Genomic DNA, 15,761 nt, shown 5'->3' with positions numbered 1-15,761 from the left:
TTTTTGCTGTTTTTTTTCTTTTTTCTTGTATCGGACTCGAGCGATATTCACACAAGTCTTTTCGTCGGCATCTTCAGATGTGTATAAGAGACGGCTCAGGAACCGCAAGGAGCCGACCCGAACGGAGCCCGCGATGCCCTTCGCCCGACTGGCCGCAGCCACCACCCCCACCTGCCACATCGGTTTCGGCCTCGCCGCAGTCGCCCGCCCCGGCTACATCAACCTCGGCCGCGACGCCGACCTCGGAGAGACCCGCACGGTCGAGGCCCTCCGCACCCGCACCCACGAACTCCTCGACGCCGCCTACGCCCAGGGCGTCCGCTACTTCGACGCGGCCCGCTCCTACGGCCTCTCCGAGGAGTTCCTCGCCGACTGGCTCCGCGCCCGCCCCGGCCTCGACGACGTGGTCATCGGCAGCAAGTGGGGCTACACCTACACCGCCGACTGGACCACCGACGCCGAGAAGCACGAGGTCAAGGACCACGGTCTCCCGACGTACGAGCGGCAGCGCGCCGAGACCGCCGAGCTGCTCGGCGACCGGCTCGACCTCTACCAGATCCACTCGGTGACCCCGGACAGTCCGGCCCTCACCGACAAGGAACTCCACGCCAGGCTGGCGGAGGCGGCTGCCCAGGGCGTCACCGTCGGCTTCTCCACCAGCGGCCCGGCCCAGGCGGACGCCATCCGCACCGCCCTCACCGTGACCGTCGACGGCGAGCCCCTCTTCCGTACCGTCCAGTCGACGTACAACGCGCTGGAGACCTCCGCCGCCCCCGCCCTCGCCGAGGCGCACGACGCCGGGCTCACCGTGATCGTCAAGGAGGGCATGGCCAACGGCCGACTGGCCGGTCCGCACGCCCCGGACGCGCTGAGGGCCGTGGCCGAGCAGACGGGCCTCGGCTGCGACGCGGTCGCCCTCGCGGTGGTCCTGCGGCAGCCGTGGGCCGGTGTCGTCCTGTCCGGTGCCGCCACCGTCACCCAGCTCGCCTCCAACCTGCACGCGGCGGTCGTCGACCTCGACGAAGACCAGCTGACCCGCCTCGCGGACCTCGCCGAGGACCCGCGGACGTACTGGGAGAAGCGCGGCAGCCTGCCCTGGCACTGAGAGGAACCCGCCGACGCCACAGCCGTGAGACGCCCATGCCCGCGATGAGACATGAATGTCTCATCTGGGCTACAGTTGTCTCATGGCCGTCGATCGTGAACACGTGCTGCGCAGCGCAGCCGCACTGCTGACCCGCAAGTCCACCGCGACCATGGACGAGGTCGCCAAGGCCGCCGGGATCAGCCGGGCCACGCTGCATCGCCACTTCGCCGGGCGCGACGCGCTCGTCCGGGCGCTGGAGGCGCTCGGCATCGAGGAGTGCGAGGCCGCGCTGGCCGCGGCCCGCCCGGCCGAGGGCCCGGCGCGCGACGCCGTACGCCGGCTGGTGCGCGAGATCGAACCGGCCGCGGGCCTGCTCGCCTTCCTCTACACCGAGAACCAGCTGTTCGAGGGGGAGGGACAGCACGAGGGCTGGGCCCGGATCGACGCCGCCATCGCGACCCTGTTCAAACGCGGCCAGGCGGCGGGCGAGTTCCGCATCGACCTCACCCCGGCCTGGCTCACCGAAGCGCTCTACGGCCTGCTCGCCTCCGGCGCCTGGGCGGTCTCGGAAGGCCGCGTGGCTCCCAACGACTTCACCTTCATGATCACCGAGCTGCTGCTCGGCGGCGCCCTGCGCCACCCCGAACGACCGGGTCACCCCGAAGGATCGGAACACGCCGAACACGCCGAACACCCCGAACAACCGAGAGAGGAATCATGACCAGCACCCTGCGGCCGGCCCGCACCGTCGAGGCGGAGAAGAGGCCGGGCCGCTGGCTCGCGCTCGCCGTCCTGGTGCTCGCCGTGCTGCTGGTGGCCGTCGACGCGACCGTCCTCGGTCTCGCGACCCCCTACATCAGTGAGGACCTGGCGCCCTCGGGCACCCAGCTCCTGTGGATCGGCGACATCTACTCGTTCGTGATCGCGGGCCTGCTCGTCTCGGCCGGCAGCCTCGGCGACCGCATCGGCCGCAAGAAGCTCCTGCTGATCGGCGCAACCGCCTTCGGCGCGATATCCGTGCTCAACGCCTACGCGACCACGCCCGAGACGATGATCGTCGCGCGGGCGCTGCTCGGAGTCGCGGGTGCGACCCTGATGCCCGCCACCCTCGCCCTGATCCGCAACCTCTTCCACGACCCGCGCGAACGCAGCCTCGCCATCGGCATCTGGGGCGCCACGGCCTCCGCCGGTACAGCGGTCGGACCGGTAGTCGGCGGTTTCCTGCTCGAACACTTCTGGTGGGGCTCGGTCTTCCTCATCAACCTGCCCGTGATGGCCGTCCTGGTCCTCGTCGGCATCAAGCTGCTCCCCGAGTCCCGCCACCCGAACCCGGGCCCGTGGGACATGCTCAGCGTCGGCCTGTCGCTGGTCGGGATGATCGGGGTCGTGTACGCGGTGAAGGAGACCGCCACCCACGGCGTCGACGGCAACGCGCTCGCCGCCGGTCTCTTCGGTGCCGCCGGGCTGTTCTTCTTCGTACGCCGTCAGCTCACCCTGCCGCACCCGCTGCTGGACATGCGCCTGTTCCGCGACCGGGGCTTCTCCGGAGCCGTCCTCGCCGACCTGCTGACCATTCTGGGTCTGTCCGGGCTGGTTTTCTTCCTCTCCCAGTTCCTGCAACTGGTCCAGGGCCGGGGCCCGTTGGAGGCGGGTCTCGCCGAGCTCCCGGCGGCGATCGGAGCGGTGGCCGCGGGCCTGGTCGCCGGCGCGACGGCCCGCCGCTTCTCCGTCCGGTCCGTGGTGGCGGGCGGCCTCGCGGCCATCGGCCTGGCCCTCGCCCTGCTCACCCTGGCCGACCGCTCCACCGGCTACCCCCTGATCGGCGTCGCCCTGCTGGTCGTCGGCATCGGTGCCGGCTTCTCCTTCACGGTCACCGCCGACGTCATCCTCTCCAGCGTCCCCAAGGAACAGGCGGGGTCGGCCTCGGCCGTCTCCGAAACGGCGTACGAGCTGGGCGCGGCCCTGGGCATCGCGGTCCTGGGCTCGATCGTGACGGGCGTCTACCGCGACTTCGCGGCGCCCCCGGGCACCCCGGAAGGAGCGCACGAGTCGTTGGGCGGCGCGGTCGAGGCGGCGGCGGGAATGCCGCCGGCCACGGCCGAGGCCCTGCTGTCCTCCGCGAGGGAGTCCTTCGTGGACGGCCTCACGATCGCGGCGGGCGCGGGCGCGGCGGTCCTCCTGGCCACGGCGGTGGCGGCCTGGTTCATGCTGCGCGGACAGCACCTGGAAAACGCCGCTTAGGCCAGCAGCCCCAGGGGCGCGGGGAACTGCGCGACCAGCCCCCACGGACCCGCACCCGATAAACGACCGAGCCCGGCACCCCCCGCTACCAGCGCCTGAAGAACCCCGCTCAGCAACAGCATGCCCAGGGGCGCGGGGAACTGCGCGACCAGCCCCCACCGACCCGCACCCGACAAACAACCGAACCCGGCACCCCCAGCGGAGCGCCACCGCGGAGCTAAGCCGCTTCCTTGGCCTTGGACGCGTACATGTCCACATACTCCTGCCCCGACAACCGCATGACCTCGGCCATCACGGAGTCGGTCACCGCCCGCAGCACATACCGGTCCCGGTCCATCCCCTCGTACCGGGAGAACTCCATCGCCTCACCGAACCGCACGGTGACCCGCCCCGGCCGGGGCAACCCCGCCCCACCCGGCTGCAGCTTGTCCGTCCCGATCATCGCGAAGGGAACGACCGGCGCCCCGGTCATCAACGTCAGCCGGGCGATCCCGGTCCGCCCCCGGTACAGCCGGCCGTCGGGCGACCGGGTCCCCTCGGGGTAGATGCCGAACACCTTGCCCTCGTCCAGGATCCGCCGCCCGGTCATCAGGGCGGCGACCCCTCCCCGGCCGCCGTCGCGGTCGACGGGGATCATGCCGACCCCGGTGAAGAACCAGGCCATCAGGCGGCCCTTGATCCCCTCGCCGGTGACGTACTCGTCCTTGCCGATGAAGAAGACCTGCCGGTCGCAGACCAGCGGCAGGACCATCGAGTCGATGAAGGTCAGATGGTTGCCGGCGAGGATCACCGGACCGTCCCCCGGAATGTTCTCCGCACCCTCCACCCGGGGGCGGAACATCAGGCGCATGATCGGTCCGAGCACTGCCTTGATGAGCACGAAGCGGGACAACGGGCCCTCCCATGTCAAGCGTTCCGGTACAAGTCTGTGCAGGTGAGGACGATACTCCCGGCCCACGGGGCGGCGCACGTCGGGTTCACCGAGTGGATACCATCTGTTGACGCTGTTTTACCTGCGGTGACGCTGCGGTGGCGGGTCGTCACCCGGTTGCCACATGTGACGGACATCGCGTCACCGAACCGACACTCCGTCAAATTCCGCCTCCCGCGCGACACAAGGCGTCTTCCGCGTGTTCGGTCCCAGGTCTCCCAACGGTCACCTCAGGACACCTACGATCGTCCCGCTTTGACAGGTGCAGGGCATCACGGTGGAGGAGCCGTTCATGGGGACGCAGGAGTCGCGGCAGTCGCAGGCCGCGAAGGACGCGAACGAACAGGGACGCGGAACGGGCCGACGGGCGCTGCTCGGTGCCGCGGTGCTCGGCGCGGGCGGAGCGGTCCTCGGACCGCCGGCCGCGGCGAGAGCCGACGAGGCGGCGCCGCAGGCCAGGGCGACCGGTCACTCGGGCGGCGGCTACCGGAGCCTGCCGGTGCCGACGGTCATCGCCCACCGAGGGGCCAGTGGCTACCGCCCGGAACACACGCTCGGGTCGTACCAGCTCGCCCTCGACATGGGCGCGCACGTCATCGAGCAGGACCTCGTGCCCACCAAGGACGGCCATCTCGTATGCCGTCACGAGAACGACATCACCGCCACGACCGATGTCGCGGCCCACCCCGAGTTCGCGGGCCGGAAGACCACCAAGGTCGTCGACGGCGTCACCTACACCGGCTGGTTCACCGAGGACTTCACCCTCGCCGAGCTGAAGACCCTGCGCGCCAAGGAGCGCATCCCGGGCAACCGCCAGGAGAACACCCTGTACGACGGCCGCTGGGAGATCCCCTCCTTCGAGGAGGTGCTGCGCTGGGCCGACAGAGAGGGCAGGAAGCGGGGCCGGCGCGTCTGGCTGCACGTCGAGACCAAGCACCCCACCTACTTCCGCAAGCTCGGCCTCGGCCTGGAGGAGCCGCTCGCCAAGCTGCTGCGCAAGTACGACCGGCACAAGAAGAACTCGCCGGTCTTCCTGCAGTCCTTCGAGCCCAGCAGCATCCAGCGCCTGAACCGGCTGGTCGACAGCCCGCTCGTCGTCCTGCTCTCCGGCGCCGCCACCCGCCCCTGGGACTTCGTCGAGGCCGGCGACCCGCGCACCGTCGCCGACCTGGTCAAGCCGGCCGGCCTCGCCTGGATCGCCTCGTTCGCCAACGGCATCGGCCCCACGCTGGACCTGATCATCCCGCGCGACTCGGGCGGCAACCTGACCACGCCGACCACCCTCGTCACCGACGCGCACGCCAAGGGCCTGATCCTGCACCCCTACACGATGCGCAACGAGAACAGCTTCCTGCCCGCGAACTTCCGCAAGGGCACGGACGCCAACGCCTACGGCGACTCCTTCGGCGCGTTCAAGGTGTACTTCGACACCGGCATCGACGGCATCTTCACCGACAATCCGGACACAGGTCTGCTGGCCCACGCGGACTTCGTCGGCGACTGACCGCACGGCACGCACGTTCGCACGTCAACGGCCGAGCATGGCGCGTGAGTTCGAACGTCAACGATTGAGTCCCCAGCCCCGATTGGGGTGACTCCCGTCCGCCCCGGCAACCCCTGCCGGGGCGGCGGCGTCCCGGGGCATATGACACACGACATGCTCGTCGGCCTCCGCCCCCTGCTGGTAGCGGAGGTCTCGGCGGAGGCGTACGCGGCCGGGGCCGAGGCGGGGGACCTCGAACAGGCGGTCTGGCTGCGCCTGCTGGAACGGCTCGATTCCGACGGCCCACCCGAGGACCCCGAGAGCTGGCTGCGCAGCGCCGTCCGCTTCGAGGCCCGCCTCAGCCGCCGCACGGCCCGCCTCGAACGCCCCTACGCCGCCGATCCCGCCGACGAGCACGCGCCCGGCCCCGAGCAGCAGGCGCTCACGGCCGCCCGCCGCCGCGCCCTCCACGCGGCCGTACGCCGGCTCCCCGGCCGCTGCCCCCGGCTGCTCGCCGCCCTGCTGTCCCCGAAGGACCTCACCTACCGTGAGATCGCGGGTGAGTTGGGTATCTCACAGGGCAGCCTCGGTCCGGAACGTTCCCGATGTCTGGGATGTCTTCGCCGATTGCTGACGACGGAGGTTGCGGCACGCGAACCACGGGGATAGGAGTGAGGGACATCGGGTGAGCAGGTGAGCGGGAGGCGTGCACACATGGGCATGAGCGTGACCATCTCGGTGGCGACCGAGCAGGACGCCGAGCAGATCTTCAGGCTGCAGTACCTGTGCTTCCAGAGCGAGGCGGCACTGTACGGCAACTACCGCATCGATCCGCTCGTCCAGAGCCTCGACTCCGTCCGCGCGGAGGTCGCCTCGGACTGCGTGTTCGTGGCCAGGCTGGGGGACGAGGTGGTCGGTTCCGTGCGCGGCGCCCTCGACGCCGACGGCACCGCCGCCATCGGCAAACTCTGCGTCCACCCGCGTCTCCAGGGGCACGGCATCGGCGCGCGGCTCCTGCGCGCCGCCGAGTCGGCCCTCGCCGAGGAGCGCGGCGCCACCAGGTTCCGCCTCAGCGCGGGCCACCGCAGCGAGGGCAACCTCCGGTTGTACCGCCGGGTCGGTTACGAGACGGTCGGCACCAGCCAGGGCCAGGACGGCGTACCGATGGTGGTGCTGGAGAAGCCGGCGGAGGCGTACGCGACGACGGCGTGAGGAAGCGTGCCGCGCCCCTAACGGGGCGCCCGCGCACTCTTCCGCAGCCAGTACAACGCCGTGATCGGCAGGATCACCGGAATGAACAGGTACCCGATCCCGTAGTCCGACCACACGGTCTTGTCCGGAAACGCCGACGGCTCCACCAGCGTCCACGTGCCCACGACCAGCACGCCCGCCAGCTCCACCGCGCAGCAGATCCGCGCGGCCCGCCGGGCGAACTCCCCGCCCCGCACCAGCGAGTACGTGATGAACCCGTACACGAGCCCGGCGAGCGCGGACAGCGAGTACGCGAGGGGCGCGTGCTCGAACTCCGTCGAGATCTGCACGGCGGACCGCGACACGGCCCCGACCACCATCACGCCGTAGAGCCACACCAGCAGCATCCCCGGCCCGCTGATGAGCCGTGCCCGCGTCTCCCGCTGCGGCGCCTCGTCCGTGGCGGTCACCTCAGCCTCCCCAGATGTCGTAGAGCCGCACCTGGAGCACGGCGAGCACCACACCCCCGGCGGCGACGGTCACGCTGCCCCAGCGGGTGCGCTCCGCCAGGGACATGAACCCGGTCACGGGGACGCAGGCGAAGGCCCCGAGGAGGTAGGAGACGAAGATCGTGGTCCCCTGCTCCGGCTTCTCCCCGCGCGCCAGCTGCACGATCCCGACGACCAGCTGGACGAGGGCCAGCACCGAAACCACGGCCATGCCGATGAAGTGCCAGTCCTTGGTCGGCTGATCGCGATACGCGGCCCAGCCGCACCACGCGGCGAGCAGAAGCGCGGCGACGGCGGTCGTCACCGTCAGGGCAACAAGCATGCCGCGACCCTATTACGGCCCAAAACCCCCGCCGCGCCCGGCCCCGGGCGGGGAAACCTCCGAAAGGCTCATCGTGGCCTTGGCCACAGCGCCGGATGCCCACAGGGTGGACGGCACCGGCCTGTACCTGCGGATATGCGTCTCCATCCCGTCCGGTATGCGGACAGCCGTCTCTCACCTTCCGTATACATCTGGTTTACTGATCTCATGACCACGACGAGCTACCGCACCCTTGCGACCGAGGCGACGATGACGCCCGGTGCTCGTTGTATGTGTCGAATGTGCGCCTTCTAGAAGGCCCCGCACGCCGCCGCGCGTGACGGAACAGAGCCTCCCCGCGCACCAGTTCTCCTCCGGTTCCATCGCCACCGCGAGAACCGTGTCGCGTCCCTGACCGCTTGCATCCGTGTCCGGGCACACCCACGCCCGCGCACTCGACAGTGACGGAAGTCCAGTGATCACCACATCGGGCCTGACGAAGATCTATCGGGCCGACCGAGGTCGTGGCCGCGAGGTCACCGCCCTCGACGGCGTCGACCTGCACGTACGCGAGGGGGAGGTGTACGGCGTGATCGGCCAGTCCGGCGCCGGCAAGTCCTCGCTCATCCGCTGCGTCAACCTCCTCGAACGCCCCACCTCCGGAACCGTGACCGTGGCGGGCCAGGACCTCACCGCCCTGGCCGGCCGCGGTCCCCGCGCCGGCCGGCAGCTCAGGCAGGCGCGCAGCCGGATCGGCATGGTCTTCCAGCACTTCAACCTGCTCTCCTCCCGCACCGTCCAGGACAACGTCGAGCTGCCGCTCGAGATCCTGGGCAAGTCGGGCCAGGAGCGCTCCCGCAAGGCCCTGGAACTGCTCGACCTCGTCGGCCTCGCCGACAAGGCCGACGCCTACCCGGCCCAGCTCTCCGGCGGCCAGAAACAGCGCGTCGGCATCGCCCGCGCACTGGCCGGCGACCCCAAGGTGCTCCTCTCCGACGAGGCCACCAGCGCCCTCGACCCGGAGACCACCCGCTCGATCCTGGCGCTGCTGCGCGACCTGAACCGGCAGCTGGGCCTGACCGTCCTGCTCATCACGCACGAGATGGACGTCGTGAAGAGCGTCTGCGACTCCGCCGCCCTCATGGAGAAGGGGCGCATCGTCGAGTCCGGCACGGTCAGCGAACTGCTCGCCACCCCCGGGTCCGAACTGGCCGCCGCGCTCTTCCCGGTGGGCGGCGGGGCCACCGGCGACGACCGCACGGTCCTCGACGTCACCTTCCAGGGCGACGCCGCGACCCAGCCGGTCGTCTCGCAGCTGTCCCGCACGTACAACATCGACATCTCGATCCTCGGCGCCGCCATCGACACCGTCGGCGGCCTCCAGATCGGCCGGATGCGCATCGAACTGCCCGGCCGCTACGAGGACAACGTGGTCCCCATCGGCTTCCTGCGTGAACGGGGCCTCCAGATCGACGTGGTCGGCCGGGACACCCGGACGTCCGCACCGACGTCCACGCCGGTGAAGGAAGGTGCCAAGTGACCTGGTCCGAGATGTGGCCCCTGCTGGAGCAGGCCTGTTGGGACACCCTCTACATGGTCGGCTGGTCCACCCTCGTCGCTGTCGTCGGCGGCCTCCCGCTCGGCGTCCTGCTCGTCCTCACGGACCGGGGCGGCCTGCTGCAGAACGTCGTCGCCAACAGGGTCGTCGGGCAGATCGTGAACGTCGCCCGCTCGATGCCCTTCATCATCCTGATGGTCGCGCTCATGGGCTTCACCCGCTGGGTCACCGGCTCGACCATCGGCCGCGAGGCCGCCATCGTGCCGCTCGCGATCGGCGCGATCCCGTTCTTCGCGCGCCTCGTCCAGACGGCCGTCCGCGAAGTGGACCACGGGCTGGTCGAAGCCGTCCAGGCCATGGGCGGCAACACCTGGACCGTCGTCCGCAGCGTGCTCGTTCCCGAGTCGCTGCCCTCACTGATCTCCTCCGCCACGACCACCGTCGTCGCCCTCATCGGCTATTCGGCCATGGCCGGCACCGTGGGCGCGGGCGGCCTCGGCGACATCGCCATCCGCTACGGCTACCAGCGCTTCGAGACCGAACTGATGTGGATCACGGTGGCGGTCCTGGCCGTCGTCATCTCCGCCGTCCAGTTCGCCGGCGACTACGCGGCCCGCGCCCTGCACCGACGCGGCGGCCGGTCCGGCCCCGCACCGGTACTCCGGCTGCTGAGGGCCAAGGCCGAGCCCACCGCGCCCGAGGCCACGAAGGTCTGAGCGCGTTCCCCGGCACCCACGGATTTCCCGTCCCACCCACGACGGGACCGCTCCACCCAAAAGGAAAGGCACTTTTCGTGCGTAACACCGCCAAACTCGCCACCGCCGTGCTCGCCGCCGGAGCCCTCACCCTCGGACTCACCGCCTGCGGCGCGGACAAGACCGACGGCGCGTCCGACACGAGCGGCCCGCTGGTCGTCGCGGCCAGCCCCACCCCGCACGCCGAGATCCTGAACTTCGTCAAGGACAACCTGGCGGAGAAGGCGGGCCTCGACCTGGAGGTCAAGGAGTTCACCGACTACGTCCTGCCGAACACGGCGACCGAGGACGGCTCCGTGGACGCCAACTACTTCCAGAACCAGCCGTACCTCGACGACTTCAACAAGAAGCAGGGCACCCACATCGTGCCCGTCGTCACCGCGCACCTGGAGCCGCTCGGCCTCTACTCGAACAAGGTCAAGAGCAAGGACGACCTCAAGAGCGGCGCGACCGTCGCCGTCCCGAACGACACGGTCAACGAGGCGCGCGCCCTCAAGCTCCTCGACTCCGCCGGGATCATCACGCTCAAGGACGGCGTCGGCACCGACGCGACCCCCGCCGACATCACCGAGAACCCGAAGAAGCTGAAGTTCAAGGAGCTGGAGGCGGCCCAGACCCCGCGCTCCCTGGACGACGTCGACGCCGCGGTGATCAACGGCAACTACGCGCTGGAGGCCGACCTCTCGCCCGCCGACGACGCCCTCGCCGTCGAGCCCGCCAAGGACAACCCGAACGGCAACTTCCTCGCCGTCAAGGAAGGCAACGAGGACGACCCGCGCGTCGAGAAGCTCGCCAAGCTGCTCACCTCGGACGAGGTCAGGAAGTTCATCGAGGACAAGTGGAGCAACGGCTCCGTCATCCCGTCCTTCTGACCGCCTTCGACTGCCTTCTGACCGCCTTCCGATCCGTACATGATCCGACCGTACGTATACGGGTGTATCGCCACGCATGGGGTCCGCTCCCTCACAGGGAGTGGACCCCTGTGGTGCGATTCAGTGCTTTCATGCTGCATGCTGGGCAGTTCAGCAGGCTCTCAAAGTTTTCGAAGGTTACGGAGCGGCGCATGACGAGCACCTTTCCCGACATCTCCATCAGCACGGATCGGTTGGTTCTGCGCCCGTTCGACGAGGACGACATCCAGGCGTTCACCGAGATGATGAACGACGAACAGGTGATGGCCTGGAACGACGTCCCACAACCGTTCACCGAACGTGAGGCGCGTACCTGGATCACCGAGTACGCGCCCACCGAACGCACCTCCGGACGCGGCCTCGACCTCGCGGTCACCGAGTTCCTCACCCAGCGACTGGTCGGTGTCATCCAACTGACCAAGACCGACTGGCACGTGCGAGCCACGGAGCTGTCGTACGTCGTCGCCCCCTGGGCGCGCGGCGAGGGCTACGCCTCCGAAGCCGCCCTCGCGACCGCCCAATGGCTGTTCCGCGAGCAGAAGTTCGAACGCATCGAACTGCGCACCGCCGCCGACAACACCGCCTCCCAGCAGGTCGCGCAGAAGATCGGCTGTATCAGCGAGGGAGTGCTGCGCAACGCCTGCATAGCCCGGGCCCGCACCGCCGAGGACGGCTGGACCGAGATCCGCACGGACTTCATCGTCTGGAGCCTGCTCCCCGAGGACATCGAGGGCGTCAGCGAGGAACTGGCCGACAGCGGTGGTTTCGGGTCCTACTCGGACTGGAACTGAACAACCCACGGGCAAGCGCGAGGCCGCCGCCCGGCCGCCGGGGCCCACCCCGTCACCAGGTACCCTCACGGGACCCCGAGCGGGCAAACCGACGACCTGCGAAGACCCTCTGGAGACTGACGACGATGGCCGACCGGGTCACGGTGATCGGCTGGGACGGCTCCCCCCTGACCGCCGCGGCGCGCTCCGCCCTCGCCGCCGCGACCCTGGTGGCCGGCGCTGCCCACCACCTCGCCCTGCCCGAGGTGCCCCCGGCCGCCGAACGCATCCGCCTCGGCAGTGTCGCCCTCGCCGCCCGCCGCATCGCCGGCCACCGGGGCACCGCCGTCGTCCTCGCCGACGGCGACCCGGGCTTCTTCGGTGTCGTCCGCACCCTCAGGGCCCCCGAGTTCGGCCTGGAGGTCGAGGTCGTCCCCGGCGTCTCCTCCGTGGCCGCCGCCTTCGCCCGCGCGGGCATGCCCTGGGACGACGCCCAGGTGGTCGTCGCCCACCGTCGTACGCTGCGCCGCGCGGTCAACGTGTGCCGCGCCCATGCCAAGGTCGCCGTCCTCACCTCGCCCGGCGCCGGACCCGCCGAACTCGGCCTCCTCCTCGACAGGGTTCACCGCACCTTCGTGGTCTGCGAGGAGCTCGGCACGGAACGCGAGAGGGTCACCGTCCTCAGCTCCGACAAGGCCGTCGACCGCACCTGGCGCGACCCCAACCTCGTCATCGCCATCGGCGGCCCCGCCACCGCTGCGGAGGGCGGCGGCTGGCTGGCGGGCCGCGACCCCGCCACCGGACCACGCGGCTGGGCACTGCCCTCCGGTGTCTACGGCGCCGCCCTGGGCGAGGGCGAGGCGGAACTGCTGCGCTCCTCCCAACTCGCCCGCCTGGGGCCGCGCGTGGGTGATCTCGTCTGGGACATCGGCTCCGGCAGTGGCGCCTTCGCCACCGAGGCCGCGCGCAGCGGCGCCGCCGTCATAGCCGTCGACCGGGACCCCGAGGCCTGCGGCCGTACGACCCTCGCCGCCCGCCGCTTCGGCGTACAGCTCCAAGTGGTCCACGGCGCCGCCCCGCACGTCCTGGAGAACCTTCCCGAACCCGATGTCGTCCGTGTCGGCGGCGGGGGAGCGACGGTGGTCTCCGCCGTCGCCGACCGCCGCCCGCAGCGCATCGTCACCCACGCGCTCACCCGCCCCGCCGCCGAACGCATAGGACGCGACCTGACCGAGCACGGGTACGAGGTCCGCTGCGAGTTCGTCCAGTCCGTCGAACTCGACACAAGGGCCTGGACGGAGAGGGAACGGAGCGTCGCGTTCCTGCTCAGCGGGACCCTGGCCGAACGTTCCCTGTGATCCGGTTGTCGTACCGGCGCGGTAGGCTGGCCGACTGTCGTACCGCACTTCGACACCCGGCACTTCGTCGGTCAATGTCCTAAAAACGCGCCCGTTTTGAGAGCGTGTGTGGTACGGCGGAACGGGGAGGACGCGCAACGTGGCGCAGTCCACAGCGGACCGTCGCGGATCAAGCTGTCGCGACGGGGGGATGACCGGGACAATGGCCCTTCAATGGCTTTGTCGACATGCAGGCGGGTCGTCACGTGCCGCTGGGCACGCACGCTCGTTCTCCACAGTGGGGCGGTAGGTGCGCCGTTCCCGGGCCAGCTGGCATGGAGGCACTAACCGATGGGCGAGGGGTACGCATGACCGACACCGGCCAGGTCCCGGGCGAGGGACTGCCGGAGAGCGCAGGCATGGTGGAGCAGCCGGGCGTCCACGCGCCGGGTGCGTACACCTACCTCTCCGAGACCGCCGCCGAGGACGAGGACCTTCTGCTGCCGGGCGCCCAGGGCGCGTGGGGCAACGAGATGCCCCCGCCCGCCCCCGAGCCCGTCGTCCAGGTCGTCCACGAGCCCGCCGTCCACGAGCCGGGACCGCACGAGATGTCCGGCCGTGACAGCGGCGCGCACGACCTCAGCGCCGTCCGCACCCCCGTCGCGACGCCCGTCCCGCAGCCGCCGGTGGCCCGCCGCCCGCTGCACCTCGGCCCGCCGACCCCCGACGCCTCCGCCAGCCCGGTCCGCTCCCTCGCCGACCGGGGCCCGGCCGGCGCCCCCGTGGCACCCGGCGCCGCACGCCACTCCGGTCCGCCCAGCACCGGGCCCGAGTACCTCGACGTGCCCCCGCAGCCCGTGTCGCAGTGGGTGGGCGCACCTGCCCAGGCCGCTCCCGTTTCGCCGGGAGTCGCCGCAGGGGGAGCGGCCGCAGAAACGGTCGTTCCGCAGGAGGCGCACCTTTCCGTGGCGGTGGCCGAGGCGCCCTTGGCGGCGGAGGCACCGCAGGTCGCGGCGGCCGAGGAGGAGGTCCAGGACCTCGAGGCCCTCCACCAGGCACAGGACGCCGCCTACGCCCTGGCCCAGGAGGCCGCGGTCGCGCAGTTCCGCACCCCGGAGGCGGTCGGCACACCGGTCGCGGCACACCTCCAGGCCCCGGAGGCCGAGGAAGCGCCCGGTGCCGTCGAGGAAGCGCCCGGTGCCGTCGAGGAGCAGCTCCCGGAGGCGGCCGAGGCGTCGACCGCCGGGGTGCCGCAGGTTGTCGAGGCGTCGCCCGTCGTCGAGCCCGAGGCCCCGCAGCCGGTCGAGGCAGCGGTCGCCGTCGAGGCGGCTCAGGTCCTGGACACCGCCGAAGCGCCGGTCGCCGATCAGGTGCCCGCCCCCGAGTCCGCGGCGGAGCCCGCGGCACCCGAGGCGCCCGAGGTGGCTGAGACAGCCATGCCCGCGGCTGTCGCCGTCGAGGAGGCCGAGCAGGCTCCGCAGGCAGAGGCAGAGGCAGAGGCAGAGGCAGAGGCAGGGGCAGAGGCGGCGCAGCCCGAGCCGGCCGCGACGACTCCCACGGCCCAGCCCGCCGAAGCCCAGGCGCCCGAGGAGGCCGCGTCCGCCGCCGAGGCCGAGCCGGCACCGGACACGACGCCCTTCCCCCCGGCCGCCCAGGACGCCGAGCCGATCGCGGCGCAGACCGCCGCCGAGGCGCAGGACGTCCCCGTCACGCCTGAGGCGGAGGCCGTCGCCCTCGCCGACGCCGCCGCACCGGCCCAGCCCGCCGAGACGGCCCCGCCGGCGCAGCCAGACCCCGCGACCGTCGCACCCGTGCAGGCCGACCCGTCGGCGACGCCGGTCGTGGCGGAGGGCCCCGAACAGGCCACCGCCGCTCCCGAACAGCCCGCGCCGCCCGTCGTGGCCGACGAGACCGGGGCCGCCGAAGGAGAGCAGGTCTCTGCCGACGTGACGGCCCCGCAGGCCGCGACCGCCGCGCCGGACACGGAGAGCCCCGCAGCACCCCCGGCAGAAGAGACCGCTGAGGTCGCACCCGCCACCGCCCCGGACACCGAGCCCGCGCAGGGCCCCGTGCAGTCGGAAACCGCGCCCGCCGAGGAACCCCAGTCGGCGGAACCGGGTGCGGACGAGCTTCGGGCCCCGGATGCCCTCGCGGCGGAGGCCGGCCACCCCCAGCCCGAGGCCGTCGCAGAGGGCGCCCAGCCGACGGGGACCGACCAGCCGGGGGCGCACCCCACGGTCCAGGACCTGCAGGCCGGCGCGCCGGACGCATCCGCGCCGGACACGGCGAACCAGACGCAGAACCAGGACCAGCCCCCTGCCCAAACCCCTGCTCAGGACCCCTCGCAGGACCAGGACCAGCTCGTGGCGGCGGAAACCACCGGGACCGCCCCGCAGCCGGAGCCGGAGCCGCCGCAGCCCGTCACGCCAGACGCGACGGTCGAGCCGGGGCCCACGGACGGGGACGCGGCAGCCGAGCCGGCCAACGGCGCGGACGCCCAAGCGCCCGCCCCCGCCGACGAGTTGACGGGCGAGGTCCCGCCTCCTGCCGACCCTGTCGAGCCGACGGCCGACCCGACGTCCGTGGATCCCGCGACCGCCGAGCCGCTCGCCGCGGACACCTCGGCGACCCCGGCCCCCCAGATCGACGCCCCTCAGGGCGCCGTCATCCAGCCCCAGGCCCAGCCC

General features: G+C 71.5%; 14 protein-coding genes and 1 pseudogene. 12 read left to right on the top strand and 3 right to left on the bottom strand.

From position 1 onward, the window contains the following. Window positions 1-133: 133 nt before the first annotated feature. From P1P70_RS26415 to P1P70_RS26405, 3 genes are all read left to right on the top strand, one after another. Window positions 134-1,105, top strand: coding sequence for an aldo/keto reductase (locus P1P70_RS26415; RefSeq protein WP_319241940.1), 972 nt, complete (start codon window positions 134-136; stop codon window positions 1,103-1,105). An 82-nt stretch (window positions 1,106-1,187) separates the two neighbouring features. Beyond that, window positions 1,188-1,808, top strand: coding sequence for a helix-turn-helix domain-containing protein (locus P1P70_RS26410; RefSeq protein ID WP_319241939.1), 621 nt, complete (start codon window positions 1,188-1,190; stop codon window positions 1,806-1,808). Continuing rightward, entirely contained in the window at window positions 1,805-3,328 is a 1,524-nt protein-coding gene (locus tag P1P70_RS26405; protein WP_319241937.1) for an MFS transporter, read from the top strand. The genes P1P70_RS26410 and P1P70_RS26405 overlap by 4 nt, the downstream gene beginning before the upstream one ends. 217 nt (window positions 3,329-3,545) lie before the next feature. Here P1P70_RS26405 and P1P70_RS26400 read toward each other — a convergent pair whose 3' ends face one another. Next, window positions 3,546-4,220 (bottom strand): lysophospholipid acyltransferase family protein, encoded by a 675-nt coding sequence (locus P1P70_RS26400; RefSeq protein WP_319241935.1) that lies wholly within the window; start codon window positions 4,218-4,220, stop codon window positions 3,546-3,548. Between the two features lie 331 nt (window positions 4,221-4,551). Between P1P70_RS26400 and P1P70_RS26395 the strand changes: the two genes are divergently transcribed. From P1P70_RS26395 to P1P70_RS26385, 3 genes are all read left to right on the top strand, one after another. Beyond that, window positions 4,552-5,763: a glycerophosphodiester phosphodiesterase gene (locus tag P1P70_RS26395; RefSeq protein WP_319241933.1), complete on the top strand. Its 1,212-nt coding sequence runs from the start codon at window positions 4,552-4,554 to the stop codon at window positions 5,761-5,763. A 141-nt stretch (window positions 5,764-5,904) separates the two neighbouring features. Continuing rightward, window positions 5,905-6,411 (top strand): sigma-70 family RNA polymerase sigma factor, encoded by a 507-nt coding sequence (locus tag P1P70_RS26390; protein ID WP_319241931.1) that lies wholly within the window; start codon window positions 5,905-5,907, stop codon window positions 6,409-6,411. Window positions 6,412-6,456: 45 nt separating this feature from the next. Continuing rightward, window positions 6,457-6,954, top strand: a complete 498-nt coding sequence (locus tag P1P70_RS26385; RefSeq protein WP_319241929.1) for a GNAT family N-acetyltransferase — start codon at window positions 6,457-6,459, stop codon at window positions 6,952-6,954. 17 nt (window positions 6,955-6,971) lie between these two features. Here the strand turns inward: P1P70_RS26385 and P1P70_RS26380 are convergent, their stop codons facing one another. Together P1P70_RS26380 and P1P70_RS26375 are read right to left on the bottom strand one after the other, a co-directional pair. Further along, window positions 6,972-7,403 carry a hypothetical protein gene (locus tag P1P70_RS26380; protein ID WP_319241927.1) on the bottom strand — a complete coding sequence of 144 codons (432 nt, stop codon included), beginning with the start codon at window positions 7,401-7,403 and terminating at the stop codon, window positions 6,972-6,974. Between the two features lies 1 nt (window position 7,404). Continuing rightward, window positions 7,405-7,764, bottom strand: a complete 360-nt coding sequence (locus P1P70_RS26375) for a hypothetical protein (protein ID WP_045557182.1) — start codon at window positions 7,762-7,764, stop codon at window positions 7,405-7,407. A gap of 454 nt (window positions 7,765-8,218) precedes the next feature. Between P1P70_RS26375 and P1P70_RS26370 the strand changes: the two genes are divergently transcribed. The 6 genes and pseudogenes from P1P70_RS26370 to P1P70_RS26345 form a co-directional block, all read left to right on the top strand. Then, complete coding sequence (locus tag P1P70_RS26370; RefSeq protein WP_319241925.1) at window positions 8,219-9,283, top strand: methionine ABC transporter ATP-binding protein; 1,065 nt, start codon at window positions 8,219-8,221, stop codon at window positions 9,281-9,283. Next, complete coding sequence (locus P1P70_RS26365; protein ID WP_319241923.1) at window positions 9,280-10,017, top strand: methionine ABC transporter permease; 738 nt, start codon at window positions 9,280-9,282, stop codon at window positions 10,015-10,017. The genes P1P70_RS26370 and P1P70_RS26365 overlap by 4 nt, the downstream gene beginning before the upstream one ends. 77 nt (window positions 10,018-10,094) lie before the next feature. Beyond that, a complete protein-coding gene (locus P1P70_RS26360; RefSeq protein ID WP_319241921.1) occupies window positions 10,095-10,928 on the top strand; it encodes a MetQ/NlpA family ABC transporter substrate-binding protein in 834 nt (277 codons plus the stop codon). A 191-nt stretch (window positions 10,929-11,119) separates the two neighbouring features. After that, the gene (locus P1P70_RS26355; RefSeq protein ID WP_319241919.1) at window positions 11,120-11,758 is read left to right on the top strand and encodes a GNAT family N-acetyltransferase; all 639 of its coding nucleotides are present in this window, start codon (window positions 11,120-11,122) and stop codon (window positions 11,756-11,758) included. A 125-nt stretch (window positions 11,759-11,883) separates the two neighbouring features. Then, on the top strand, window positions 11,884-13,095 hold the full coding sequence (gene cbiE, locus P1P70_RS26350) for a precorrin-6y C5,15-methyltransferase (decarboxylating) subunit CbiE (RefSeq protein WP_319241917.1): 1,212 nt from the start codon (window positions 11,884-11,886) through the stop codon (window positions 13,093-13,095). 347 nt (window positions 13,096-13,442) lie between these two features. Continuing rightward, window positions 13,443-15,761, top strand: a pseudogene (locus P1P70_RS26345) (5,6-dimethylbenzimidazole synthase); the annotation flags it as partial.

Source organism: Streptomyces sp. MB09-02B (assembly GCF_033794485.1).
Classification (GTDB): Bacteria; Actinomycetota; Actinomycetes; order Streptomycetales; family Streptomycetaceae; genus Streptomyces.
Note: the sequence above shows the minus strand (reverse complement) of the source record. Positions and strands in the feature narration are given on the sequence as shown.